Source organism: Fimbriimonas ginsengisoli Gsoil 348 (genome assembly GCF_000724625.1).
Classification (GTDB): Bacteria; Armatimonadota; Fimbriimonadia; order Fimbriimonadales; family Fimbriimonadaceae; genus Fimbriimonas; species Fimbriimonas ginsengisoli.
Genome location: NZ_CP007139.1, coordinates 2,961,590 through 2,988,481, shown reverse-complemented (window position 1 = coordinate 2,988,481; position 26,892 = coordinate 2,961,590). Strand labels below are relative to the sequence as shown.

The following is a 26,892-nucleotide window of genomic DNA, read 5'->3' as shown; positions in this document are numbered from 1 at the left end:
TCAGGCCGACCTTCTCTCCGAAGTGGCACGGGCAGCCTGCCCGTGGATATCCATGGGCGGCCCGCCCATGATCTGACACCAGGCACCCGTAAGGAACGTTTCGAGCCGGAACAAGGGCGACACAAGGTGGGACGATTCGGACATTTGCCTTTCTGAGAGCGGTCAATGTCTCAGCCTGGGGAATCCGGGAGTAGGCTTATTAATGGATGCGCACGCTTTCGCCTAGTCCACGCGCCTTTCGCGCATTGCTTCAGTTCGGGTGTGTCGGCCTCTTCGTGACCGGGGCCTGGAGCACTACGCTTAAGGCGTCGCCCAAGCCGATCAAGAAGACGATCGACTTTAACCGGGACGTCCGGCCGATTATCACCAAGTGCTTTACGTGTCACGGGCACGACCCGAAGCAGGTGGCGGCGGGGCTGCGGCTAGACGACGGCCCCTCGGCCAAGAAGCCGCTCAAGGATGGGACCATCGCGATCGTGCCGTTCCATCCCGAGCAGAGCATGCTCATCAGCCGAATCAACGCGCCGCCCGAGATGATCATGCCGCCGAAGTCGAGCAACAAGATCCTCTCGGCGGAGGAGAAGCAGACCCTCAAACAGTGGATTCTCGAAGGCGCGGAGTACAAGCCGCACTGGGGCTTCGTGGCGGCCACTCGCCCCGCGGTGCCGACGGTAAAACTGAAGAGCTGGCCCAAGAATCCGATCGACAATTTCATCCTCGCGAAGATGGAGGAGAAGGGGCTCAAGCCTTCCCCTGAGGCGGACAAACGAACGCTAATCCGCCGGGTGACTTTGGACATTGCCGGCCTCCCGCCCACTCCGTCCGAGGTCGATGCCTTCCTTAAAGACACCAAACCCGGCGCCTACGAGCGGGTCGTCGATCGCCTCCTCGCCTCGCCCCGATACGGCGAGCGGATGGCGATGGATTGGATGGACTACGCGCGCTACGCCGACAGCAACGGGTACCAGGCCGACTGGGAGCGGTTCCAGTGGCGCTGGCGAGACTGGGTGATCGACGCGTTCAACAAGAACATGCCGTACGACCGGTTCACGGTCGAGCAGATCGCCGGCGACATGTTGCCCAACGCGACGATGGAGCAGAAGCTGGCCACCGGCTTCAACCGGAACCACCGGATCAATACGGAGGGCGGAGTCGTGGCGGAAGAGTGGCGGGTCGAGAATGTCATCGACCGAGTGGAGACCACCAGCGCGGTTTGGCTCGGCCTCACCGCCGGCTGCGCGCGGTGTCACGACCACAAGTACGACCCGATCACCCAAAAAGATTTTTACAGCCTCTTCGCCTACTTCAACAACGTGCCCGAATCCGGGACCGGCGAAGAGCGCCCCGTCGACCATCCTCCGGTGATGAAGGCGCCCACGCCCGAGCAATCGGCCAGAATGGCCCTACTTCAGGGTCAGGTCGACAAGCTGAACGCCAAAATCGCGGCCCAAGTCGAGGCGAACTCGGACAAGATTTCCGACTGGAAAGTGGCGATTCCCGATTCTCCTGCCCTCCACGAAGGTCTCGTCGGTCGATACCGCCTATCCAATCCGCTGGCGCTCACCGCCGGTGACGCACCCGCGCCTAAGCCGGGCGGAAAGCTCACCTACGACGTCGGCCGTTGCAGCGGGGCCGCGAACGTGGGAGAGAATGCGTACGTCGACCTCGGTTCGGCCGGTGACTTCGACTCCCGAGACCACTTCTCTTACGGTGGCTGGATTCGGCCCAACCGAGGCGGCGGTTCGCCCATCTCCCACATGGACATGGGCCACGACTATCGTGGCTGGGACATCTTCATGAACGGCGACCGGCCGGCCACGCACTTGATCGACAGTTGGCCGGACAACGCGTTCAAGGTCGTTTCCCAAGTTCCGATTCCGATGGGCAAGTGGAGCCACGTTCTCGTCACGTACGACGGATCGATGCAGCCGAGCGGCGTGCGCATCTACATTAACGGCCAAGCGGTTCCGACCATGGTCGAGGGGGCAGGAAAACTGACGGGCACACTGAAGACCCCGGTCTCGACGAAGATCGGCCGCCGCTCGGACGGCGACGTCTTCGACGGCCAGGTCGACGATGTGGTGCTGTACCGGCGCGCCCTTTCGCCCGACGATGCGAAGTCACTCGCAGACGCGAACCCGGCGATTCCCCTCCTCGCCATTCCCCCCGACAAGCGGACGAAGGAGCAACGGACGGAGATAGGGCGAGGTTGGCTCTTAGAGCACGATCCGTCCTTCGCCCAACTCGCTAAGCAAGAAGATCGAGCCGTCATGGAGCGGAATCAGCTTGACAGTGAAATCTCGCCGGTCATGGTGATGGAAGAAATGCCGAAGCCGCGAGATGCTTTCGTCCTCCAGCGGGGTCAATACGACCACCACGGAGCGAAGGTGACCGCCGCGATCCCAGCCGCGCTTCGGATCCCGGGTAAGACGTTTGCCAACAACCGTTTGGGACTGGCCAAGTGGATCGTCGATCCGAAGAACCCGCTGACCGGGCGGGTGACCGTCAACCGGCTCTGGGATCGCTTCTTTGGCGCAGGAATCGTTCCCACGGTGGAAGATTTCGGCACTCGGGCCGACTTCCCCACGCACCCAGAGCTCTTGGATTGGTTGGCAACGGACTTCGTCAGCGGTTGGAACCTCAAGAAAACGATCCGGCAGATCGTAACGAGCGCCACCTATCGGCAGTCGTCCAAGGTGACCGCCGCGTTGATGAAGGTCGACCCGACGAATAAGTATCTGGCGCGCGGCCCTCGTTTCCGGATGAACGCCGAGGTGCTCCGCGATCAGGCAATGTACGTGGGCGGCATGCTGACCGAAAAGCTGGGCGGCCCCTCCGTGCGCCCATACCAACCCGCGGGGGTCTGGGACGACATCAACGTGTACGGCAACCTGCGGAACTACCGGCACGACGAAGGTCCAAACCTCCACCGGCGGAGCCTCTACACCATTTGGAAACGGACTGCCGCGCCTCCTACCATGACGCTCTTCGACGTCCCGACCCGCGAAACCTGCCGCGTCCGGCGCGCCCGCACCGACACACCGCTGCAGGCGTTGACAATGCTGAACGACGTAACGTACGTCGAAGCCTCGCGAGCGTTGGCGATTCGAATGCTTCGGGAAGGCGGACCCACGGCGGAAAGCCGGCTGGGCTTCGCGTTCAAAGTAACCCTGTCGCGCGCCCCTTCGGCCGAAGAGAAGCAAGTTCTCCTCGCCGGGCTTAAGCGACGACTCGCGCACTACCGAGCCGATCGAAAAGCTGCCGACGAGGTGATGCTGCAGGGAGATCTACTGAACGACCCTTGGTTGGACAACGCGGACGTGGCGGCATACACGATCCTCGCCAGCACGATTCTGAATTTGGACGAGACGGTGACTCGGGAATAGATATGGACCCCATTCTTCAACTCCAGGACGCGATCAATCGCCGCAACTTCCTCAAGCGAAGCGGCGGACTCGGGTTAACCGCGCTTTTCTCGCTACTCGGCGCCGATGGCTTGGCTTCATCCGGTCCGACTTCGGGCAAACGAGTCGGCGGGCTGCCCGGGGTGCCCCACTTCAAGGCGAAGGCGAAGCGGGTTATCTACCTCTTCCAATCCGGCGCCCCCTCGCAGATGGAGCTGTTCGACCCTAAGCCGGGGCTCGAAGTGAAGATGGGCGAGGATCTTCCCGACTCCATCCGGAACGGCCAGCGACTCACCGGCATGACGTCGGGTCAAGCCAAGTTCCCGGTCGCGCCCAGCGTCTATAAGTTCGAGCGGCACGGCCAGAGCGGCATGCAATTGAGCGAACTGCTTCCGCACATGGCGACCGTCGCCGACGAAATCACATTGATCAACTCGATGTGGACCGACGCGATCAACCACGACCCCGCGGTGACGTTCTTCCAAACCGGTTCGCAGATCGCCGGCCGACCGAGCATCGGCTCCTGGCTGACCTATGGCCTCGGAACCGAGAATCGGGACCTCCCCTCATACGTGGTCCTGACTTCGACCGGCACCGGCCGCAAGGACGACCAGCCACTCTACGACCGTCTTTGGGGCTCGGGCTTCATACCCACCCAATACCAAGGTGTCAAGTTCCGAAACCAAGGCGACCCCGTGCTGTTCTTGTCCGATCCCGATGGCGTCGACCGCACCACGAGACGCGACATGCTGGACGACCTGATGGCGCTGAACAAGATGAAGCTGGCCAAGACGGGCGATCCGGAGATCGGAACCCGCATCTCCCAGTACGAGCTCGCCTTCCGAATGCAGACGAGCGTTCCAGACTTGACTGACATCTCGAAAGAACCGTCGAGCGTGCTCGAAATGTACGGGCCGGAGGTAAAGCGCCCCGGCAGCTACGCCTACAACTGCCTCCTCGCCCGCCGCTTGGCGGAGCGCGGCGTCCGTTTCGTCCAGCTCTTCCACATGGGCTGGGATCAACACTTCGACCTTCCGCGCGCGATTAAGGGCCAAACCTACGACACCGACCAGCCCTCGGCGGCGCTGATCAAAGACCTTAAGCAGCGTGGGCTCCTCGACGACACCCTCATCGTTTGGGGCGGCGAATTCGGCCGGACCGTTTACTCCCAGGGCACCCTAACGAAGGAAAACTACGGCCGCGACCATCACCCCCGCTGCTTCTCCGTCTGGCTCGCCGGCGCGGGGATCAAGAAGGGTGTCACGTACGGCAAGACCGACGACTACTGCTACAACATCCTCGAAAACCCAGTCTCCGTGCACGATCTGCACGCCACGATGCTCAACATCCTCGGCATCGACCACACGCGCCTGACGTACCGTTATCAGGGCCGCGATTTCCGGTTGACGGACGTTTTTGGGGAGTTGGTACCCGGCATCATGGCGTGACGGGGAGTTAGCGGTTAGCGGTCGTGAGGAGGCAGGCCGCAAACCGGTTGTTCCCTTCCCGACCCGAAGGGTCGCAGAGCTTAGCCAGGGGTCGAAGACCTATGGGAAGGCGTTCCAGGGATTCCGACACCGCAAAGGCGACCTACTCCGCCTGAGGACACCAGCACCCTCCCCCGACCCGGAGGGTCGCAGACCTTAGCCAGGGTGTCGAAGACCCCTGGAAAAGACGCCACCACCCTCTCCGACCCCGGAGGCGGTCGAAGATCTCTAGCCGAAAGACTCCCGATCAAAAGGAATTCCGGCCAACCTAAGGAGTTCCTCCAATTCCTCTTTGAACGAGCGGGTGCGGTGATGTTCGGCTTGATTTTCGATATACTTCGAAACGCCGCTTAACCGCTCAGGACTTACCGAAATGGCGGCGTATCCTTCCTGCCAAGAGAACCGGGCGATTCCCATCTCCTCTCGCATCCACTTTGTGGAAGACTTCTTAACCTCTCGCACGAGATCGGATATGCAGCCGCCCGCAGACCAGGGGTCTTCGACACCCTGGCTAAGATCTGCGACCCTCCGGGTCGGGGGAGTGAACTTACATCACCGTCAAAGCTCGCGATCGCAACAACGTTACGCTCGCGCACACCACATCATCCGCCGGTCGCGAAACCGGGATAACACGTCATGCCGCCGTCGATGAAGAGGGTGACGCCGTGCATGTAGTCGGCTTCGTCGGAGACGATCCAGGTTGCCGCGCGGCCGATGTCGGCGGTGTCGCCGACTCGCTCGTAGGGGATGAGGGTTAGCAGCTTTTGCTCGGCCTCGGGGGTGTCCCAGGCGGGGCGGTTGATTGGGGTCTTGATCGCGCCGGGGCCGATGCTGTTGACTCGGATCTTTTTGCCGCCGTACTCTTGGGCGAGGCTCTTCATCAACATCAAAATGCCCCCTTTGGAAGCCGCGTAGTTCGCATGTCCGCCCCAAGGGATCACCTCGTGGACGCTGCTCATGCAGAGGATCTTTCCGGCCGCGCGAGAGACCTCGGGGCGTACGCCTCGGCGTAGAAATTCCCGAATCGCCTCGCGGGCGCATAGGAACTGCCCGGTTAGGTTGACGGAGAGCACGAAATTCCATTGGTCCAGGGTCATCTCGTGAAAGGCCGCGTCACGCTGCAGCCCAGCGTTATTCACGAGGATGTCGATCGTGCCGAACCGCTCCATCATTTGGGCGAACATCGCCTGAACCTGGTCCTCTTTGCTCACGTCGGCAGCGATGGCGACGGCTTCCCCGCCGTTCGCGTTGATGTCCGCAACGATGGCATTCGCCGCATCGGGATTCGTTACGTAGTTGACCACCACGCTCGCTCCCGCTGCCGCCAGGTGCCGGGCGACGCTCTCGCCGATGCCGGAATTGGCGCCGGTGACCAGCGCTTTTTGGCCGCGAAGCGGACGGTGCTCGTAAGCGGCCGCAAGCTGGGCCTGAGTCGGATCGTTTAACGTCGCCATCTCTTACTCTCCTGATTGCTGAAGCATTTTGCTCACCAAGCCGGTCCAACCGGTCTGGTGGCTCGCGCCAAGGCCGCGGCCCGTGTCGCCATGGAAATACTCGTGGAATAGAATCAAGTCGCGCCAGTGAGGGTCGTTCCGGTACCGCTCCTCGTCGCCGTGCACTGGCCGCCGCCCTTCCGCGTCTCGTAGGAAGATTCGATTGAGACGCCGCGACAATTCCGCCGCCACGTCCTCCAGCCGCATCATGACTCCCGAGCCAGTCGGGAACTCCACGGTGAACGATTTGCCGAGGTAGTAGTCGAATTTCTGCAGCGACTCGATAAGCAGGTAGTTCACCGGGAACCAGATCGGGCCGCGCCAGTTCGAGTTGCCGCCGAACAGCGACGTTTGCGACTCCGCCGGCTCGTAGTCGACGCTGTACTCGTGCCCCTCCAAACCCAAAACGTACGGGTGCGCTCGATGGACCTTCGAGACCGACCGAACGCCGTAGTCGGAGAGGAACTCGGATTCATCCAAAACCCACCGCAAGACTGCGGCGAGCTTTTCCTTGTCGACGATCGAAAGCAGTCGCCGCTGGCCTCGGCCGGGCTCTTCCATGGATGCAAGGTAGGCGGTAAGGTCCGGGCGATTCTCGATGAACCATTCCAATCGCTCGCGGAAACCCTTTAGGGTTTCCAGCGCCTCCGGATCGAGCGTCTCGACCGCGAAGAGCGGAATGATTCCTACCATCGACCGGATCCGTAGCTCGCGATGCTTCCCATCCGGCGTACAGAGCACGTCGTAGAAGAACCCATCGACTTCATCCCACATCTCTTGGTCGCCGCCAATCGTCGTCATCGCGCGGCCGATATAGGTGAAGTGCTCCAAGAACTTGGAGGCGACGTCTTCGTAAGCCGGCTTTACCAGCGCGATCTCCAGCGCCATCGCCATCAGGTTCAAACAGAAGAACCCCATCCAAGCCGTGCCATCGGCCTGATCGAGATGCCCGCCCCCCGGCAGCGGAGCGCTTCGGTCGAAGATCCCTACGTTGTCGAGGCCGAGGAACCCGCCCTGGAAGAGGTGGCGATCCTCCATGTCCTTCCGATTGACCCACCAGGTGAAGTTCAGCAGCAGCTTATGGAAAACCCGCTCCAGGAACTCGTAATCCCCAACCCCGGTCCGCTTCTTCTCGATTCGAAAAACACGCAGCGCGGACCAGGCATGGACGGGCGGATTGGAGTCGCCGAATGCCCACTCGTACGCCGGTAGCTGCCCGCTCGGGTGCATGTACCACTCGCGGAGCAAGAGGATCAACTGATCCTTGGCGAACTGAGAATCGACGAGCGCCAGCGAAATGCAGTGAAACGCCAGATCCCACGACGCAAACCACGGGTACTCCCACTTGTCCGGCATCGAAAGGACGTCGGCGGCGTAAAGCTGCTTCCAAAGAGTATTGCGCCCCTCCTCTCTCACGGCGGGAGGCGGCGGCTGGGTGGGGTCACCGTCAAGCCATCGCTGCACCACGTAGTGGTAGTACTGCTTCGACCAAAGCATCCCCGCCAGCCCTTGCCGCATCACGTTGGCGGCGTCCGCGGATAGCGATTGGGGGATGACGGTGGCGTAGAACTCGTCCGCCTCGTCCCGGCGACGGATAAAGGTTTTGTCGAATTCGGGGCCGATGGCGTGCGGCTCGACCTTGCCGAAGTCGTGGATCGTTAGCCGCAGCCGAATCGAGTGCGACTCTCCCGGCTCGAGCCGTAGCGCATGCCAGGCCGCCGCTTTCGTCCCCGTCCTCGCCGGGTTCACGGCGTCGACGTTTCCATGGACGACGCGCTCGTGGAACGCGTCCTTGACGTAAGGCGATTTGTTCGGTGAGTTCCAAAGCCGCAGATTGTTCGACTCGTTTTCGGTGAAGATCATCTCCGGCGTGCCGTCGCAGTAGAGGCGGCGCCGGCCGAGGACCGGATCGTCGAGGTCGATCAGCCCCGGTTCCTCCGAACGAAGCACCGGCTTAGTGTCGGTATCGGACCAAGACCAAGTGTTCCGAAACCAGACGGTCGGCAGAAGGTGAATCTCGGCCGGATCGGGACCGCGGTTGGCGACCTCGATCCGCACCAACATGTCCTCGGCGTCCCCTTTGGCGTACTCCACGAACACGTCGAAGTAGCGGTTCTCGTTGAAGATTCCGGTGTCGAGAAGCTCGTACTCGGGCTGCGATTTATCGCGCCGCCCGTTCTCCTGGATCAGGTCGGAGTAGGGAAACTCTCCCTGCGGATACTTGTAGAGCATCCGCATGTAGGAATGGGTAGGCGTCGAGTCGAGGTAGTAGTAGAGCTCCTTGACGTCTTCGCCATGGTTCGCCTCGGCCGGCGTCAGCCCGTAGAGGCGCTCTTTGAGGATCGGATCGCGCTCGTTCCAAAGCGCGAGAGCGAAGCAGATGTGCTGGTGCTCGTCGGAGATTCCCGCGATCCCGTCTTCGCTCCACCGGTAGGCGCGGCTCCGGGCGTGGTCGTGAGGGAAATATTCCCAGGCCGCACCGCTGGCGCTGTAATCTTCGCGAACCGTGCCCCAGGCCCTCTCGCTTAGATAGGGGCCCCATCGACGCCAAGGCTTGTTCTCGGTCCGTACTTCCGCCAGTCGTAATTCTTCGGCTGTCATGGCTTTCGGAGGCACGGCTCCCATTTAGTAAACAGAATCCGGGAAATAGAATTCCTTTGCGTTCGCCGGTTCGACGAGTTCTACGTCGAGTTTCATGTGGCGTGGCAAAAATTGTTTCGCCTTTTCGATCTGCCCGTCGCGTAGAGACGATGCCGCGATGTGGATTCCCGCCGCGATCATCGAAGGTGGATAGGTGATATCGGCCGGGATCGTCTTGTCTCCCTCCATGACTCGCTTGACGATATCCTTCATCCCCGCGCCGCCGAGCATCCAGACGCCGGTGCGACCGCCTTCTTTCAACGCTTGCTCAGCGCCGAGCGCCATATCGTCGTCTTGCGCCCACACCGCGTCGAACTTCGGATACTTCACTAGCATCGTCTGCATCACGTCGCGCGCTTTCTGACGATTCCACATGCCGGACTGGCTATCCAGAATGTGGATTCCCGGATACCGCTTGAAAACTTCCATCGCCGCGTTGACCCGGTCGGTATTCACGGTGCACGGGATGCCTTGGAGCACGACGATGTCTCCTTTGCCACCGAGCTTCTGAGCCATAAATTCGGCCGACTTCCTCCCGAACGCGACGTTGTCGCCTTCTAAGAAAACGTCTGCGACCGGTTTGAGGAATCCGCGGTCGACGTTGACCAAGAAAATGCCGCGTTGGTGGACCTTCTCCGCCACGGGGGTCAGTGGACCGCTTTCCACCGCGAGCACGACCATGCCGTCGACCCCCTGGGTCATCATCGTTTCGATGTCGTTGACCTGCTTGCTGGAGGTCTCCGCCGTTTGGACGACCCAATCGACCTCCGGATGCATCGCGGTCGCCTGTTTCGCCCAGTAGACGACGCCGGCCGTCCACCCATGGTCGGCGGCGGGAATGGAAACGCCGATCTTGTACCGCTTGCCCGGAGTTTGGGTACTCGCGCTCGCACCACCCGTTGACGACGGCGCGGGAGCGCACCCGGACAGAATCCCAACCAAAACTCCACCAAGCGCCAATCCGCGTACCATTCGCTTCATATTCTTTCCCTCAAGAGCTCGCCGAGCGGTCGCTTCTTTGAATCAGCACCGCGATGAGGATAATAGCGCCCTTGACGAATCCCTGCCAATAAATCGACACCCCGGCAAGCAACAGCATGTTGCTAATGATGCCGAGGATCAGAACGCCGACCACCGTGCTCCAGATCCGCCCTCGTCCACCGGCGAGACTGGTGCCACCGATGACGACCGCCGCGATCGCGTCGAGCTCCGATGAGAGGCCGAGTTGGGAGGTGGAAACCGAGTTCAGCCTCGCCGTCTGCCCGATCGCCGCGATGGCCACGCAGAGCCCCATCAACGTATAGCTGACCGTCTTCACCTGGGCCACCCCGATGGCGCTGTACCGCGCCGCCCGCTCGTTGGCCCCGACCGCGATGAGGTGGCGGCCGTAACGAGTCGAATTTAAGAGGAACCCCGCCCCGAGGGCGACCGCGGCGAAGGCAAGCATGCTCCACGTGATCACCAGCGGCCCCGCCGGGGTGCGAAGGAACGGTATCGGGATTCCCCCCTCTCCTAAAGCGGGAAACAAAACGGCGCTGTTAGCCCGAACCTCGCCCCCGTCCGCCAAGGCGAGGGCGACCGAGCGAAAGGCGACCAAACCGGCCAGGGTTGCGATGAATGGAGCCACCCGGCCCAGGGTGATCACCAAGCCATTCAGCAACCCCGCGGCCGCTCCCAAAGCCAAACATGCGAGCACCGCGAGCGATACCGAAAGCCCCTCCGGCCGTCCGAGCGCCAAGAGCTTGTCCATCGCGAGCACCATGATCGAGGCGACGAACGCCATCATGCTGCCGACGCTTAAGTCGATTCCGCCGCCCACGATCACGAGCGTCATTCCCACAGCGAGGATGCCGGTCGCCGCGTTCTGATTGATCAGGTTGCGAAGATTCTCCGGACGTAAGAACATTCCGGGCTGCCAGATCACGTTGACCAGAACGAGCAGCGCGAAGGCGATTAAGACGCCGTACGTCTCCAAGAATCTCGACCCTTTCAACCGGTCAACCTTCATGAGTCTAATCGTTTACCTGGGCATCGACTTGCCTCTCGAGCAAGCGCTTGCATTGTATCTCTGATGGCGTCCTTCGGAGTCTCGGTACAGCTTGCGAAGGGCACGGCCAACTCACGTGGGAGTAATTGCCGTTGATCGCACCGCCAGAAATGGAGCGCGAGCATATGGTCATGGACAAATTAGGTTCACATTTCCCTTATCTAATTTCACCCGTAGCCCGTGGCTTTAGCCGCGGTTCAAGGTTCTACCGGGGATAAATCCCCGGGCTACGGGTGAATCTGCATTGTCAATCTATTTTGTTGATGACCATAAGCTCGCGCTCCTGGCATCAGAAGTCGCTGAGCTCGACTGCTTCCTGTCGCCCGGCCGGTGGCCGGACCCTGCCCGACGGCGCGTCGGGAGGGATCTAGTCGGACCAGGTTTAGAGCGACGCCTCGACCTAGTCGACTAGCAATGGTTCCAAACCCGCGGCCAGCCGCATGATTTCTTCCTCAGTGGTGGCGGTTCCTACGATCTGGCCCGATCGCATGACGAGGATTCGGTGGCAGAGGCCGAGGAGCTCCGGCATCTCGGAGGAGATGACGAGGCAGGCCATGCCGTCGGCGGCCAGGTTTTGAATGAGCTCGTACATTTCGCGCTTCGCGCCGATGTCGATGCCGCGGGTCGGCTCGTCCAGCAGCAGCACCTTCGGCCGAGTGTCGAGCCATTTTGCCACGGCGACCTTTTGCTGGTTTCCGCCGCTCAGGTACAGCGTGGGAGAGTGCAGGTCGCCGGCGCGGATGTCGAGCTTCTCGACCCACGCGGCGACCGCCGCCGACTCTTCCTTTTTCCGCACCACCGGGTGGGCGTACCGGCGCAGGTTGGCGAGGGTGACGTTTTGAACGGTGTCCATCCCTAACACCAATCCCCGTTCTTTGCGATCCTCCGAGACGTAGGCGAGCCCGCATCGCATCGCGTCGATCGGGCGGCGGATCGAGACGGCCTGTCCGCCGACTTCGATCTCGCCGCCCACCTTTGGCCGGAGGCCCACGATGGCTTCGGCGACTTCGGTCCTGCCGGAGCCGACCAGTCCGGCAAGCCCGACAATTTCTCCTGCCCTAATCTCAAGGTCGAAAGGTGGGGCGGACCGGACCAACCGCAGGCCGGTTACCTTTAAGACTGTCCCCGCGCTCGGCACCGACTTGGGTGGGAAGAGGTCTGCGAGCTCCCGGCCCACCATCATCCGGGCAATCGCTCCTTCCGTTGCGGCGTCGGCGTGGAACGTAGCAACGAGCCGGCCGTCACGCAGCACCGTGATGCGGTCGCAATGCTCCCGCACTTCGCGCAAATGGTGGGAGATGAAGAGGATGGCGACGCCATCCTGCTTAAGCCGGCTCATCAGGCTGAAGAGAGCGCTCGATTCAGCCTCGGACAGCACCGCCGTCGGCTCGTCCATGATGATCACCTTCGCCTTATAGGAGAGCGCCTTCGCGATCTCCACGAGCTGTTTGCCGGCGATGGAGAGGTCCCCCACCCGCGCCTCGGACGGAAAGCCGGCTTTGACCTGAGCGAGCAGATCGTCGGCTTCAAGGCGGGTGCGCCCCCGATCGATTCTGCCCGCCTTCGTTCGCTCTTGGCCGAGAAAGAGGTTGTCGGCCACCGACAGCTCGTCGACGAGGTTCAGCTCCTGGTGGATCATGGCAATCCCCATCCGAATCGCGGCGGCCGGATTGCGAATCGCGGTTGGCGCTCCTTCGAAGAAGAGCTCTCCGCTCGACGGCGGGTAGATCCCGCTCAGGATCTTCATCAGCGTGCTCTTGCCCGCCCCGTTCTCGCCGACGATCCCGTGCACTTCCCCCGGCAAAACGCTGAGATCGACGCCATCCAGCGCCTTCACGGCGGGAAACGTCTTCGTCAGACCTCGAACTTCGAGGATCGGCTGCATGGCGACATTGTAGTCCGACGTGGCACGGGCGGCTCGCCCGTGGGTCTCAGGGGCGGCTCCCCCCTGAATTGGCGAACGCACGTCCGCCAAGCGCCCGCGCAAGCTGCGCGGGATACACACGGGCGAGCCGCCCGTGCCACGTACTCCAAGGGACCCTTCTAAGCGGTTGCGTCGTCAACCATGCGAGATGGACAAACTCGAAGTATATGAGCACCCCTGGGCGCCGAAGCTGCAGAGCGTTCTCCGGATCGTGATTGCGCTTCTTTTCCTAGAGCACGGGACGCAGAAGATCTTCAACTTCCCGCCCGCCGAGAAGCCGATGCCGTTCAATCTCACGTCGGAGATGGGCATTGGCGGGGCCATCGAGCTGGTCGGCGGCATTCTCCTCCTTCTTGGCCTCTTCACCCGCCCGGCCGCGTTCATCATGGCCGGGGAGATGGCCTACGCCTACTGGAAAGTGCACGCTCCCGGCAGCCTCTATCCGATCGTCAATAAGGGTGAGCTGGCGGTCGCGTATTGCTTTGTCTTCCTCTTCCTCGCCGCCGCCGGCGGCGGCCCATGGAGCTTGGACCGCCTGATACGGCGATCCAAGTAGTGGCACGGGCTTCCAGCCCGCGTGTATCACGACCATCCTGGTCGTGTAACCGGAGCATCGGTTCCCAGCCGATGAACCCCCACGACCGTACCGGTCGTGTGAAGGGCCAAGGGCAAGATGCCCTTGGGACCCACTGGCAAGATGCCAGTGCCACTAGCCGTCGCAGCAGGTGAGGGCGGCCATCAGGTCGCCCTTGCCAAGAATCTCAAGCATTCGTTTCCACGCGGCATCGCGGGCTTTCTTGTTCGCCTCTTGGGCGTCCGGCTGCTCGCCGGCCCGCATGAAGCCGTGGCCGGCCCCTTCGTAGATCACCGGTTCGTACACTTTGCCACCGGCTTTCATCAGCTTCTCGGTGTCGGGGATCGTGGCGTCGATCCGGTTATCGTTCCCGCCGTAAAAGCCGTACACCGGCGCCTTGATTCGAGCCACTTCGGCGTCCGTGGTGGGCGGAACGCCGTAAAACACGAATGCCGCCGCGAGACCGGGCTGGTTCGTCGTATACCGGAACGCCTGTCCCCCGCCCCAGCAGAATCCGGCTACCGCGACCTTTCCGTTTGCGCTCGGAATCTTCTTCGCATAGTCGAACGCCGCGTTCAGGTCGCCGGTGATCTGGTCCGCCGGAAGTCCGCTGATCGCCTCGCGCACTTTGCTCAGGTCGCCGAACGAGTCGGTCCGACCCCCGTTCGGTCCCATCCCGGTGAGAAAGTCGGGAGCGATGGCAATGTATCCCTTCTCCGCCCACTGGTCGGCGGTGGACTGGACCCAATCGGTCATCCCCATGATCTCGTGGATGAGGATCACGACCGGCGCCTTGTCCTTCCGCTCGGGATAGACGACGAACGCCTTCACGGTGCGGCCGCCGTTCTTAAGCTCGACCCACTCTTGGTGCCGGGGGGAGGCATCCAGCTTCTTCTTCGCCCAGTCCTGAGCGGAGGCAAGCGCTACGGTGACGAGAAGGATGAGCGTGAGGATCTGTTTCATGGAGACCTTCCTTTAGCGAAGAGGGCATCTAGCCACCCGTAAATCAAAGCTTTACCTCATGTGGCAGTGCTGAACTTCGCGCCGATTCGCAAAAACATCCGCGGTTTTGAATCTCAGCGGCGTCTCAGCGCGTACTCTGACGATCGTGAAGAAGTCGTTAGCGTTTTCGGTCCTCAGCGTTGCTTTGGTTCTCGCCGCATCCGGTTGTAAAAAGGCGCCCACCGTCGAGGGAAAGTGGAAGTTCAAGGAATCGGCAAGCCTCAGCAAGTTGACCGGAGCGCAAGCGGAAATGGCAAAGTCGTTCATAAAATCGATGGCCTTGGAATTCAAGAAGGATAAGAAGTACTCCATGTCCGGGATGGTTCCGATGGAAGGCGATTGGACTCTCGACGATCACACGGTGACGATGAAGGTAACGACCATCGCCGGAATGTCCAAGGACCAAGCGATGCAGATGGCCATGAAGGCGAGCCCCGCCCAAGCAAAGCTTCTGAAATCGCAGCAGGATAAGCCCACCATCGCCACTCTGAGCGAGGACGGCAAGACGCTCACGCTCAACGATACGACCGGGAAAGGGAGCGTGGTTTTCGAAAGAGACGGTGAGTAGGCCGGTTCGGCCGCTCGGTGAGGTCAACCCTCGGTTCTTTGCTAAACGGCTCACGTTTCGAACGAAGCCGATGCTTAACCGCGTACCCTGTGGCACATGAAGAGCTCGTTCCTAATGTCGGTCCTCGTGGGAACGCTGGCCTTGGCTGCCTGCGGATGTAAAAGCAAGGAGGCTCAGGTCCAAGGGCGTTGGAAAGTGAAGGAAGTGACCCTCACCGGCGTTGCCGGAGCTCAGGCCGAATCGATGAAAGGGCTGCTCATGTCCACCACCTATCAGTTCAAGGACGACAAGAAAGTCTCGATCTCGATGGCCAAGGCGGCGATGGAAGGAGATTGGGCGTTAACCTCCAAAGGGGTCGAGATAAACATAAAAACCGTTTTGGGTCTGACTCTCGACCAGATAAAACAAAAGGCGAAGGGTGCTCCAGAGGCCTCGATGCTGGCCGAAGTGTGGTACAAGCCGGTGCTTGGAATACTTTCTGGCGACGGAAAAACGCTCACTATCGCAGTGCCCGGCGGCTTGGGATCCTTTATCCTCGAGAAAGATTCGAGCGGCTAGCTGGATCACTTTCCAATCTTCAGCGAGTCGAAGTAGACGTCCGCGTCTTCGGTGTAGAACCCGACTATTCCGCCGGTGTACGGATGGTCGGTGTCTTCAAACACCGTTATGGACTGGCCGTCGATGAACAATTCGATTCGGTTGCCGCGTTGCTCCACCCGCAGTTCGTATCGTCTGCCGACCGGATAAGTCGTTCGATCGTCCGTTGCCAAAAACCGTTGACCACCCGGAAAAGCAGGATCGCGTTTGCCGAGCTCCCAACCGTTCGGCTTCGCCATCGCATAGTAAAAGTGGTCGTTGTCGCGGTAGTTCCAGATCAGCCAGCCAACCTCGTGCGGATTTGACGGTGACCCCAAGCGTAGCTGCGCGGCGGTTAGAATCCCGCAAGATACGGTCATATCGCCGTGCACGTACGGGCCCAGGAAGAGTCCGGCGTGGGTTTCCTTTGGGTTGGTCGCTGCTTTGGGACGGAGGTGAACGCATCGAAGCTCCCCCCGTGTGGCAACCGAGTTACAACCGAAACCGTCGAACGCAGAGCGCGATTCGCCGGTCGCCGGCCCTTCGATGGGAAACGACGCAGTCTCGCCATTCGCGATGCAGCCGGTGACTTCCGAAACTCGCGGCGGCCGCGAACATCCGGCGACCAGGGTGGCGACGACGAAACCTGCCCACACGCCTCGTCCGATACTCGCCACCGAAATAACTTACGCCGAAGACTCCGAAAGGTTCTCTTTCGCGCTCTGGTATGACAGGCCCTTTTGTTTTCTCTTGCCGAATCGTCTGACTTCATTTACAATGCAGTGGGGAGGATTAAGCCCTTAATTAAGCGATGAGCACGACAATGAGCGACATTGCGGCGAGGGCCGGCACTTCGGTGGCCGCCGTCTCGGTGGCGCTTAATGGAGCTCGGTCCAAGACCGTAAAGCTGAGCGAAGACACTCGGGAGCGGATCCTACGCGCGGCCAACGAGCTTGGCTATCGCCGCAATCCCCACGCCGGGGCGCTCGCGACCGGGCGCTCTAAGGTGGTCGGGCTGATGCTTCCCTCCGCTTCCTCCTACGCGGACCACGACCCATTTTTCTGGCTCTTCACTACCGGCGTCGCCGCCGCCGCCGCCCGTCGAGGCTACAACCTCATGCTCTACTCCGCGAATTCGGAGAACGGGCCGGCTCAGATCGACCGGTTTGTCGCCGGCCTGGTGTTCGTGAGCCCGCCGACCGAGGCGGCGATGTACGCCGAGTGCGATCGGCAGCGAATCCCGTATGTCTCCGTGTTTGGCGATCCGGCCGAGGCACGGCTTACCGTCGGCTCTAGCGACCGCGAGGGTGGCCTGATGGCGACCCGCCACCTCCTCCAACAAGGCCATCGAAGGATCGCTCATCTAAGGGGGCGAGAGGAGATCCGCACCACGCACCCGCGGCAGCAGGGATACGAGGACGCGTTGCACGAGGCCGGGATCGGGGTCGATGAAACCCTAATCCAGCCCGGCGACTTCAACCGCCTGACCGGCTTTATGTCGACGAAGGCGCTCATGGCGCTGCCGGGTTCCCGGCGTCCGACCGCCATCTTCGCCTGCAACGACCTCGCCGCCCACGGCGCCATGGAGGCGATCGCCGAAGCCGGGCTCCGGATTCCCGAGGATGTGGCCGTGGTCGGCTACGACGACACCTGGTTCGCCACCGTCGTCCAACCCGCGCTGACGAGCGTCGACATGGACGTGCTCGGGCTCGGAGACCGCGCCGCCGACCTCGTACTGGATGCCATCGAGGGACAGTTTACGGACGCCGGTCAAGTCGTCCTTCCCGTCCGCCTTACCGTTCGTGAGTCGAGCGGCGCCCAAATGTCCGGCCCGATGGAGGGTAGTTAACCGCATGTTTTCCCGCGCTCTCACGATCCTTTTGCTCAGCGCCGCCAGCATCGCCGTTTCTGCCCAGCTCCCCCGCGGCTTCCTTCGTGGGGGCGATGTCTCAGAGATTCCAGAAGTCGAAGCGACTGGAGGGCACTATTCATACCAAGGGAAAACCGAGGACCCTTTCCGAATTCTTAAGAAAGCGGGCTGGAACTGGGTGCGGTTTCGCATCTGGAATCACCCCAAAGACGGCTTCTGCGACAAGGAGCACACCCTAGCCGCAGCGAAACGGGCGAAAGCGGCCGGATTGGCGATCAGTCTCGACTTCCACTACTCCGACTGGTGGGCCGATCCGGGCAAGCAGTACGCCCCCGCGGCCTGGAAAGAGCTGCCGATGGATAAGTTGACCGAGGCGGTGTACGACTACACGAAAGACGTCGTCGACGCCATGAACCGACAAGGGACGCGGCCGAATATGGTGCAGATCGGAAACGAGATCACTGCCGGCATGATCTGGCCCCAAGGCAAGCTCGCGAGTAACGATCCGGCGCAGTGGAAAAACCTTGCCGCTTTGATCGACGCGGGGATTCGCGCCGTCCACGACGCGGACGGCAATCGCCACCGAATCCTTACGATGATTCACCTCGACCGCGGCGGCGATAACAAGGGCGCCCGCTGGTGGTTCGACCATCTCAAAGCGGAGGGGGTCGACTTCGATACGATCGGCCTGTCGTTCTATCCGTTCTGGCACGGCACCCTCACCGACCTGCAAGCCAACGTCAATGATCTCGCCGTCCGGTACGGGAAAGACATCTACGTCGTGGAAACCGCCTATCCGTGGACGATCGACCGGGCTCGGGGCCAAGGCTTTGCCATGACCGAAAAGCTCGACCCGGAATACCCGCCCACTCCCGAAGGCCAGGCGAAGTTCCTCCGTAAAATGCTCGAGATCGTCCAAGCGATCCCCGGCGGCCGAGGCAAAGGGCTCCTCTACTGGGCTCCCACCTGGATCTCCACTAAAACGCACATCCCCTGGTCCAACATGGCGACCTTTAACGACCAAGGCGAAGCGTTACCCGGAGTGCGGGCTCTCGGAGGGAAGAAAGACTAATTCGTCTGGCCGCTTTGGTCGATAATCGTACGGCAAACCGATGAGCAACGAACACTTGCTGAACTCTCGACTCCCGCGGCTCTGGCATGGAGGGGATTACAACCCGGAGCAGTGGCCCTCGCAGGTGTGGGACGACGACGTCCGGCTCATGCAAACCGCCCGTTGCAACGTCGCCACCATCGGCATTTTCTCTTGGTCGAAATTGGAACCCTCGGAAGGGCGGTTCGACTTCGCATGGATGGACGACGTCATCGACCGGCTGTCGAGAGGGGATCGCTGGTTCATCCTGGCGACGCCCAGCGCGGCCCCTCCCGCCTGGCTTTCGCGACGTTATCCGGAAACGTTGCGGACCGGCGCCGACGGAGTCCGCCGCCGGCACGGCAACCGAGTGAATTACAACCTCGCTTCGAAGGTTTATCGAGAGAAAACGCGAGAAATCGCCCGCCGACTCTCCGAACGTTACGGCGCCCACCCCCGCCTGCTCGCCTGGCACATGTCGAACGAGTACGGCGGCGCCGACTATGGAGAAGAAAGCGCGTCCGCGTTCCGACTTTGGCTGCAACGGAAGTTCGGGACCCTCGATGCCCTGAACGCCGCCTACTGGACCACGTTTTGGAGCCACACCTACACCGACTGGGAGGAGATCCACCCGCCGGGAGCACCGCACGGCGAGGAGTCGATCCAAGGCCTGACCGTCGACTGGCAGCGGTTCGTCACCGATCAGACGATTGACTTCATGCTGAACGAAGCGGCCCCGCTCCGCGAGCTCTCCCCCGAGGTCCCCATCACCACCAACATGATGGGAACCTATCCGGGGCTCGACTACCGCAAGTTCGCCTCCCACATCGACTTCACAAGCTGGGATAGCTATCCAGCCTTTCAAGGCGGCTTAGAGGAAACCAAGATCTGGGTCGCGGCGGCGTTCAAACACGACCTCACCCGCTCGATCAAGCCAAAAATGCCTTGGTTGTTGATGGAGTCGACCCCAAGCTCCGGAAACTGGTACCCCTACATGGCGCTAAAACGCCCCGGAATGCACCGCCTCGAAGCCGTGCAAGCGGTCGCCCATGGCGCGGACGGCGTCCAGTATTTCCAGTGGCGTCAATCGCGCGGCAGCCAGGAGCAGCTTCACGGTGCAGTCGTCGGCCACGCCGGCGATGAGGGAACCCGAGTCTTCCAAGAAGTCAAAGCCGTGGGCGAAGAGCTAGAGTCTCTGGCACACCTGGTAGGCACCCAGGTCGATGCCGAAGTCGCGATCGTGTATGACTGGGAGGTTCGTTGGGCGATCGACGCCGCCTCCGGCCCGGTGCGGGAGAGCAAGAAGTACGAGGAGACGTGCATCGAGCACTACCGGGCGTTCTGGCAAGCCGGAGTCCCCGTGGACGTCATCGGCCTCGACGATCCGCTCGATCGATACAAGGTCGTCGTCGCGCCCATGGCCTACTCCCTTCGACCCGGCTTCGCCGAGCGAGTGAAGGCGTTCGTCGAAGCCGGCGGAACGTTCGTGACGACCTACCTCACCGGATGGGTCGACGAAAACTCCCTCGTCTATGAAGGAGGTTTCCTTTCCCCGCTACGAGAGCTCCTCGGCATTTGGAGCGAGGAACTGGACGTCCTCTATCCCGGCCATTCCAAAGCCAGCGAGTTCGTCGACGACAACGACCTCGGGCTCGCCGGCCAATTCACCGCCTCCGATTTCTGCGAGCTGATCCACCTCACGACCGCTAAAGCCGCCGCCACTTACGCCGAGGACTTCTATGAGGGACGCCCGTCGGTCACGGTGAACCGAGTAGGCGACGGGCTCGCCTACTACGTCGCATCGAGAACCGAGCCCACGTTCAACGATGCGTTCCTTACCGCCATTGCCCAGAAAGCAGGGGTTGAAACTTTCCTGCTGCCGACCGGAGTCACCGTTCAACGCCGAGTCGGCGGCGGACGCGAATTCCACTTTTTTCTAAACGCAACCCCGAACTCAGTCTCTTTCTCCACCGAACGATCCGGTAAGGTCGAACTTCCGCCTTGGGGGGCTGAAGTGAGATGACAGGACGAGCGGCGGCGGGCTTCGGATTAGCGGCGATCGGACTCGCGATCACCTTCGCGTTAAGCGAGAAGGCGACCTCGCGCCAAGCCGACGCCAGCAAGGTCACCGTCGTCTACTGGGAAAAGTGGACGGGATCCGAAGGCGAGGAGATGCGGAAGGTCGTCGACGCCTTCAACCGAAGCCAAAACAAGATCTTCGTGCGCTACCTCACCGTTTCGGGGGTCGACAGCAAGACAATGCTCGCAACCGCGGGAGGCAACCCGCCCGACGTCGCCGGCATCTGGGCCGACCAGCTTTGCCAATTCTCCGATGCAAAGGCGCTGACCGACCTGATGCCGATGGCGCTGGCGAACGGCCTCGGCCCGGATTACTACATCAAGAATTACTGGGACGCCCTCACCTACCGAGGCGGCCTTTGGGCGCTCCCCAGCACGCCCGCTTCCATCGCCCTCCACGTCCGCACCGACCTCGTGCCGAAGGAGGTCGCCTCCCCCGAAACTTTCCCCAAGACGATCGAGGATTTCGACAAGCTCGTCTTTCGGATCTCCAAAAAGCGGCCGGACGGAAGCCTCGAAATGGCGGGGTTTCTACCCTCGAGCCCCGGGTGGTGGAACTGGGCCTGGTCCCCCTATTTCGGTGGCAAGCTCGTGGTGGGAGATAAGATCACCGTCGACTCCCCCGAAGCGGAACGCGCATTCACCTGGATCGCCAGCTACGCCAAGAAGTTCGGCTCCAAAGAGGTTCAGAGCTTCCAGAGCGGCTTCGGCGGCTTCGCCTCCCCTCAAGACCCGTTCATGACCGGCAAGACCGCCACCGAGATGAACGGCGTGTGGAAAGCGAACTACATCGACGTTTACAAGAAAGGGGTCAAGTGGTTCGCGGTCCCATTCCCCTACCCGGCCGACCATCCCGAGCTCCAAGGGCATACCAACCTTTCGCAAGACGTCCTCGCCATCCCACGCGGCGCGAAGCACGCGAAAGAGGCGTTCGAATTCATCCGGTATGTGCAGCGGCAAGACGTGATGGAGGGGCTTTGCACCAGGCACGGTAAGAACTCGCCGCTGAACAAAGTCAGCGAGGCGTTCTTCAAGAACCATCCCAACAAGTTCATCCGGTTATTCGACCAGCTCGCCCGGTCTCCAAAGGCGATCAATCCTCCTCAGATCGGTCTCTACCCGCAGATCAACGCCGAGCTCGGCGTGGCTTTCCAGTCGGTAAACACCGGACAAAAAGAACCCAAGGAGGCGCTCGCCGAAGCGCAGGCACGCCTCGACGGCTTATGGGCCACCTACCGCACGCAGGTGCTCGACCGATGAAACGTCGCGACGCCCGGGTCGGCGTGCTGTTCGCCTTGCCGTGGATCTTCGGTTTCTCGGTTTTCCTCGCCTACCCGGTCATCGCCTCGTTCCTCTACAGTTTCACAAGCTTCTCGATCCTCCGCCCGCCGAAGTGGGTCGGCCTCTCGAACTACGTCGAGCTAGCCCACGACGACGTGTTCTTAACTACCCTCAAGAACACGCTGATGTACGCCGTCGGCGCGGTGCCGTTGACCACCGTGGTAGCGATCGGCTTGGCGATGCTGCTGAACACCAAGGTGAAGGGGATGTCGCTCTATCGCACCCTCTTCTTCCTCCCCTCGCTCGTGCCGATGGTGGCGCAAGCGACGTTGTTCCTTTGGATCTTCAACAGCGACTACGGTCTGCTAAACGAGGCGTTCAAACTGGTACACATCCCCCCGCCCAACTGGCTCGGCGCGCCGGCTTGGACGAAGTGGACACTCATCCTGATCTCCACCTGGGGATGCGGACAGGCGATGGTGATCTACCTGGCCGGCCTGCAAGACGTTCCGGTCTCGCTCTACGAGGCGGCCGAGCTGGACGGCGCCAAGCTCTGGGCGAAAACCCGCTTCGTCACCATCCCGATGATCTCGCCCGTAATCCTCTTCAACGTCATCATGGGGATCATCGGCTCCCTCCAGGTGTTCGCGCTTCCCTACGTCATGTTCCCCGGCGGCCAACCCGCGCGCTCGACCTACTTCTTCACCAGCTATCTCTTCGACAACGCCTTCACCTACCAGCGAATGGGATACGCCAGCGCGATGGGCTGGGTCATGTTCCTCTTCACCCTCGCGCTGACCTTGGTGTCGATCAAGGCCTCCGAGCGCCACGTGCACTATGAAGCGGGCTAAGTCATTGCTAGATTTTCGATTGCTTGATTGCTTGATTGCCGCGGTGGCCTCCCCTCAACCGACGGCGAAGCCGTGTAGCCGCAGGTTGGTTCGTACCTGCGTTCTCTCATTCCAGGGGCAAGTGCAATGAGTGCAAGAGCCGCCAACCGAACCCTGAAGACCGCGATCGCGCACATTGCGCTGATCACGCTTGGCGTGACGTTCGTGATGCCGCTTCTGTGGATGGTCCTCACCGCGCTCAAGCCGATCGAAGAGACGATGACCACCCCGCCGAAGTGGATTCCGAGCCACCTCATGTGGGGAAACTTCCCCAAGGCGATCGCCTATGGGAGCGAGGAGCTCGGATACATCCCGTTCCTCGTCTATGCCCGAAACACGCTCCTGGTGACCATCCTCGCCGTCACCGGGGCAGTTGTCTCCAACTCCATCGTCGCCTACTCGTTCGCCCGGCTGAACTGGAAAGGGAGAGATTTCTTCTTCGGGGTGACGCTCGCCACCATGATGGTGCCGTTCCCCGTCACCATGGTCCCCACTTTCGCTCTCTTCCGGTGGCTCGGCTGGGTCGGGACTTTCCGTCCCCTCTGGGTCCCGGCCTTCTTCGCCAGCGCGTTCAGCATCTTCCTTCTTCGCCAGTTCTATAAGACGATCCCGATGGAGCTGAGCGAAGCCGCCAAGATCGACGGCGCGAACGAGTGGAAGATTTTCATGGACGTCATCGTCCCACTATCCCGTCCCGCGCTGGTGGTAGTCGCCCTCTTCTCCTTCATGGGAGCGTGGAACGACTTTCTCGGCCCGCTCATCTACCTCGTCGACCAGAATACGTTCACCCTTTCGCTCGGCCTGCAGGCATACCAGACCCAGCACGGCGGCACCCTCTGGAACCTTCTCATGGCGGCATCGGTGGTCGTCATCCTGCCGGTCCTTATCGTCTTCTTCTTCGCGCAAAAAGTATTCATCCAAGGAATCGCCACCAGCGGCCTAAAATAGTGGCGCCGGCTTCCGGCCGGTAGCCCCAACTTCGCCCTTCCACACCTCCTAAACGTGGCCGTGTTTGATACATTGGGCTGCCGACTGGAAGCTGGCGCCACGTTTGGACAGGAGCCCCATGACCGAGAACGAGGAAGGTGGACGGCTGAACTTAAGGTTGTTCGGCCCGTTCTCCGCGACCGTCGACGGGGTGCCGATCCGAAAGCTTCGGACGCAGAAGGGGCGGTGGTTGCTCGCTTTGCTCGCCCTGCGCGAAGGACGTCCCATCGAGCGAGGGTGGATCGCCGCCACCCTGTGGCCCGACAACGATCCGAGCGCGGCGCTCTACAGCCTCCGAAGGTGCCTCACCGATCTGCGCGACGCCCTCGGTCCCGCAGCGAAGGTTATCGTCTCTCCCACCCCCTCGACCCTGCAGATCGTCGCCGGCGGCATCGACTGCGACGTCTCCGACTTCGACGCCGGGTTGAGAAAGCATAGCGAAGAGGGGTATCGGAGCGCCATCGCGATCCACACTCAAGCTCTTATCCCCGAATGTTCCGACGAATGGATCTTCGCCGAACGGGAGACGAGAGCAGCCGGGCTTCGCGACGCGTTCCACGCTCTCGCCGAGCTGTCTCCGGGCGATCGGCTCACCCTCTACGCCCGGCTTCTCTCGACAGACCCGTTTGACTCGAAGGCGGTCCTCGGCCTCGTCTCCGCTCTCGCCGCCGCCGGCGCCAAAGACGAGGCGCGCCGGACGTATCGCGAGTACGTGCGTCGCATGCAACATGAGCTGCAACTGGAGCCGACACCAAAGGTGGCGGCCCGCATCGAGGCCATTCTCGGGTCTGTCGCCCAGGATGCTTCCAGCCCGAACAACGCTCCCAAGTTTTCCGGCGAATTCGTAGGACGAGTCGTCGAGACCGAAGCCATCGTCCGGGCTCTCCGTCACCACTCCGTCGTTACCCTTACCGGTCCGGGAGGGGTCGGCAAGACCCGACTCGCTTCCCATTCCGCCGAGCGCTTGGCTCGCGAGTTTCCCGACGGGGTCTGGTTTGTTCACTTGGCCGAAGTTCGAGCCCTCGACGGAGTTCCGGCCGCGATCGCCAATGCCCTCCGCGCCATCGATCCAAGTAAATCGGACGACGATACGCCGCTCGCCGAACGTCTTGCGCCGCGGCGAGCCCTGATCGTGCTTGACAATTGCGAGCATGTCACCGCCGGCGTCGTCCCGTTCGTGGAAGGGATCGTCGCGCACGCACCGGACTGCCGAGTCCTCACGACCAGTCAGGTCGCGCTCGGACTGGAATCGGAGCTTGTCGTCCCAGTGCCCTTGCTCGAAGTCGCGAACGACGTCTCCTCGGAGGCGGTGCATCTCTTCCGAACCCGTGCCCGCGGCTTGAGCGAGCTTTCCGACGTCCAACTCGAAGCGATCGCCGCCATCTGTCGGCGGCTCGACGGCCTTCCGCTTGCGATCGAGCTTGCCGCCAGCCGAACTTCGACCCTGACCGTTCCTCAAATCGAGCAACTGCTGGGCGACCGGTTTCGGCTCCTCGTCGGACGGAATCGGGATCCCCGTCACGCCGCCATCGAGGCCGCAATCTCCTGGAGCTACGAACTTCTAGACCCCGAGGCGAGAAGGGCCTTCCGGGCGATGAGCGCGTTCCGCGGCGCTTTCGATGCCGAGTTAGCGGCCGCTGCAATCGGCTGCGACCTCCTCGCCGCCGCCGCGACCATCGAGGAGCTTGTCGACCGATCGCTCCTGACCACATCGTCGGAAAACCCACCCGAGTTCCGAATGTTAGAGAGCTTGCGTGCTTTTGGGATACGTCAGCTCGAAGAAACCGAAGAGGCAGCCGGGGTGTGGGATCGGCTGGACGACGCCATCGAAGCGTTCGCCCAGAGGGCGAGCCTGGAGTTCAGCACCGCTCGCCACCAAGAGCGGCTAAGTGAATTCGACCGGCGGCTCGAGGACGTTTCCGCGGCCCTGGAACGCTGCCTCTCGAATCCCGCGCTCGGCCGGCGCGAACTGCGGATTGCGGCTCCGCTCGGCAATTATTTGTGGTACCGCGGCCGAAATGGCCAATCCCGCCGGATGCTCACGGACGTTTTGAACCGCACCAAGGAACGGGCCGACGAGTGGATGGGCGCGCGGGCGAACTGCCTCCATCAACTCGGGGTCGCCGCCTGGGCGCTTAACGACTACGATGCCGCCGAGAGCTACCTCCGGGAATCGCTCGCCCTATTCCGCCGCGCGGAGAACCCGGACGGTATAGTGCGCGCGTTGCTCCACCTCTCCATCGTGATGGGGCATGTCGGACGCACGGACGAGTCGCGCGCACTGGTGGAGGAAGCGATCTCTCATGAGTCGTCCGAGGCGCCGACCCCGCTCGGTCTGCGTGCCCGGATGCTGTTTGCCCTGGAGCAGGTCGATCGAATGGAGTACGACTCGGCACGAGCCCAGCTACTGGAAGTGCTCCGTCACAGCGAGGCCGCCGGCATGGCCGCCACCTTGAACGCGGTTAGGCTCAATCTCGGACGGCTGCTCAGTCTCATGGGCGAGTTCGATCTCGCGCACGAGTGCCTGCGGCAGGCGCTCGAGCACTATCGTCGCGAAGGAAATCAGATGATGCTGCCAGGCGCGATGACGTTCTTGGGCTACTACCACTTGGATCGAGGCGAGCTCAAGCAAGCTTCGACCTCCTTCCTGAACGCGCTCGACCTGTTCGCGGAAACCGGCGACCGCCGAGGAAACACTTTCGTATTAGAAGGGGTCGTCAGGCTTGCGGGAAAGATCGGCGACCACGAGCGGACGCTACGGTACTACGGCGCGCTGGTCCGCCTCCGCTGCTCGATCCATGCGAGAGCGACACTCCAGATGCGAGCGGTCCGTCGCCCTTGGGTGCGAAAAGCCGTCCGGGCGCTTGGGTGGCCCGGCGCCAAGCACTATCGAAGCGGAAAGGAAGACGGAGATCCGATTCCAGAGCTACGCAAGTGGCTCGCCCAATGCGCAATGGAATAGAAAGGCACTATTCTAAAC

20 protein-coding genes are annotated in these 26,892 nt (G+C 61.8%); 12 read left to right on the top strand and 8 right to left on the bottom strand.

What is annotated here, in order from left to right:
- Positions 1-206: 206 nt before the first annotated feature.
- Positions 207-3,386 carry a DUF1553 domain-containing protein gene (locus tag OP10G_RS13450; protein WP_052547755.1) on the top strand — a complete coding sequence of 1,060 codons (3,180 nt, stop codon included), beginning with the start codon at positions 207-209 and terminating at the stop codon, positions 3,384-3,386.
- A 2-nt stretch (positions 3,387-3,388) separates the two neighbouring features.
- Positions 3,389-4,852: a DUF1501 domain-containing protein gene (locus OP10G_RS13445; protein WP_025225361.1), complete on the top strand. Its 1,464-nt coding sequence runs from the start codon at positions 3,389-3,391 to the stop codon at positions 4,850-4,852.
- 267 nt (positions 4,853-5,119) lie between these two features.
- Here OP10G_RS13445 and OP10G_RS13440 read toward each other — a convergent pair whose 3' ends face one another.
- The 6 genes from OP10G_RS13440 to OP10G_RS13415 form a co-directional block, all read right to left on the bottom strand.
- Positions 5,120-5,353, bottom strand: coding sequence for a transposase (locus OP10G_RS13440; protein WP_025225362.1), 234 nt, complete (start codon positions 5,351-5,353; stop codon positions 5,120-5,122).
- 140 nt (positions 5,354-5,493) lie between these two features.
- Entirely contained in the window at positions 5,494-6,345 is an 852-nt protein-coding gene (locus OP10G_RS13435; protein ID WP_025225363.1) for an SDR family oxidoreductase, read from the bottom strand.
- 3 nt (positions 6,346-6,348) lie between these two features.
- Entirely contained in the window at positions 6,349-9,009 is a 2,661-nt protein-coding gene (locus OP10G_RS13430; protein ID WP_420810088.1) for an MGH1-like glycoside hydrolase domain-containing protein, read from the bottom strand.
- On the bottom strand, positions 9,010-10,005 hold the full coding sequence (locus OP10G_RS13425; RefSeq protein ID WP_038473093.1) for an ABC transporter substrate-binding protein: 996 nt from the start codon (positions 10,003-10,005) through the stop codon (positions 9,010-9,012).
- A gap of 10 nt (positions 10,006-10,015) precedes the next feature.
- Entirely contained in the window at positions 10,016-11,032 is a 1,017-nt protein-coding gene (locus OP10G_RS13420) for an ABC transporter permease (protein WP_025225366.1), read from the bottom strand.
- Positions 11,033-11,471: 439 nt separating this feature from the next.
- Positions 11,472-12,956 carry a sugar ABC transporter ATP-binding protein gene (locus OP10G_RS13415; RefSeq protein WP_025225367.1) on the bottom strand — a complete coding sequence of 495 codons (1,485 nt, stop codon included), beginning with the start codon at positions 12,954-12,956 and terminating at the stop codon, positions 11,472-11,474.
- 187 nt (positions 12,957-13,143) lie between these two features.
- On the opposite strand from OP10G_RS13415, the gene OP10G_RS13410 reads away from it, so the two are divergent.
- Positions 13,144-13,551 carry a DoxX family protein gene (locus OP10G_RS13410; protein ID WP_025225368.1) on the top strand — a complete coding sequence of 136 codons (408 nt, stop codon included), beginning with the start codon at positions 13,144-13,146 and terminating at the stop codon, positions 13,549-13,551.
- 153 nt (positions 13,552-13,704) lie between these two features.
- Here the strand turns inward: OP10G_RS13410 and OP10G_RS13405 are convergent, their stop codons facing one another.
- Positions 13,705-14,532: a dienelactone hydrolase family protein gene (locus tag OP10G_RS13405; protein ID WP_025225369.1), complete on the bottom strand. Its 828-nt coding sequence runs from the start codon at positions 14,530-14,532 to the stop codon at positions 13,705-13,707.
- A gap of 145 nt (positions 14,533-14,677) precedes the next feature.
- On the opposite strand from OP10G_RS13405, the gene OP10G_RS13400 reads away from it, so the two are divergent.
- Together OP10G_RS13400 and OP10G_RS13395 are read left to right on the top strand one after the other, a co-directional pair.
- Positions 14,678-15,139: a hypothetical protein gene (locus tag OP10G_RS13400; RefSeq protein ID WP_144241155.1), complete on the top strand. Its 462-nt coding sequence runs from the start codon at positions 14,678-14,680 to the stop codon at positions 15,137-15,139.
- 96 nt (positions 15,140-15,235) lie between these two features.
- Positions 15,236-15,697 carry a hypothetical protein gene (locus OP10G_RS13395; protein ID WP_025225371.1) on the top strand — a complete coding sequence of 154 codons (462 nt, stop codon included), beginning with the start codon at positions 15,236-15,238 and terminating at the stop codon, positions 15,695-15,697.
- A gap of 5 nt (positions 15,698-15,702) precedes the next feature.
- Here OP10G_RS13395 and OP10G_RS13390 read toward each other — a convergent pair whose 3' ends face one another.
- A complete protein-coding gene (locus OP10G_RS13390; RefSeq protein ID WP_144241153.1) occupies positions 15,703-16,392 on the bottom strand; it encodes a LamG domain-containing protein in 690 nt (229 codons plus the stop codon).
- 134 nt (positions 16,393-16,526) lie between these two features.
- Here OP10G_RS13390 and OP10G_RS24675 point away from each other — a divergent pair, with 134 nt between their 5' ends.
- The 7 genes from OP10G_RS24675 to OP10G_RS13355 all read left to right on the top strand — a co-directional run bounded on the left by OP10G_RS24675 (position 16,527) and on the right by OP10G_RS13355 (position 26,874).
- Positions 16,527-17,564: a LacI family DNA-binding transcriptional regulator gene (locus OP10G_RS24675; protein WP_084179247.1), complete on the top strand. Its 1,038-nt coding sequence runs from the start codon at positions 16,527-16,529 to the stop codon at positions 17,562-17,564.
- Between the two features lie 4 nt (positions 17,565-17,568).
- Positions 17,569-18,657 carry a glycoside hydrolase family 53 protein gene (locus tag OP10G_RS13380; protein WP_025225374.1) on the top strand — a complete coding sequence of 363 codons (1,089 nt, stop codon included), beginning with the start codon at positions 17,569-17,571 and terminating at the stop codon, positions 18,655-18,657.
- Positions 18,658-18,697: 40 nt separating this feature from the next.
- Positions 18,698-20,698, top strand: a complete 2,001-nt coding sequence (locus OP10G_RS13375; RefSeq protein WP_025225375.1) for a beta-galactosidase — start codon at positions 18,698-18,700, stop codon at positions 20,696-20,698.
- Positions 20,695-22,014, top strand: coding sequence for an extracellular solute-binding protein (locus tag OP10G_RS13370; RefSeq protein ID WP_025225376.1), 1,320 nt, complete (start codon positions 20,695-20,697; stop codon positions 22,012-22,014). The genes OP10G_RS13375 and OP10G_RS13370 overlap by 4 nt, the downstream gene beginning before the upstream one ends.
- Positions 22,011-22,886, top strand: a complete 876-nt coding sequence (locus OP10G_RS13365; RefSeq protein ID WP_025225377.1) for a carbohydrate ABC transporter permease — start codon at positions 22,011-22,013, stop codon at positions 22,884-22,886. The genes OP10G_RS13370 and OP10G_RS13365 overlap by 4 nt, the downstream gene beginning before the upstream one ends.
- Before the next feature lie 126 nt (positions 22,887-23,012).
- Positions 23,013-23,873 (top strand): carbohydrate ABC transporter permease, encoded by an 861-nt coding sequence (locus OP10G_RS13360; protein WP_025225378.1) that lies wholly within the window; start codon positions 23,013-23,015, stop codon positions 23,871-23,873.
- 118 nt (positions 23,874-23,991) lie between these two features.
- On the top strand, positions 23,992-26,874 hold the full coding sequence (locus OP10G_RS13355) for an AfsR/SARP family transcriptional regulator (protein WP_025225379.1): 2,883 nt from the start codon (positions 23,992-23,994) through the stop codon (positions 26,872-26,874).
- Positions 26,875-26,892 lie beyond the last annotated feature (18 nt).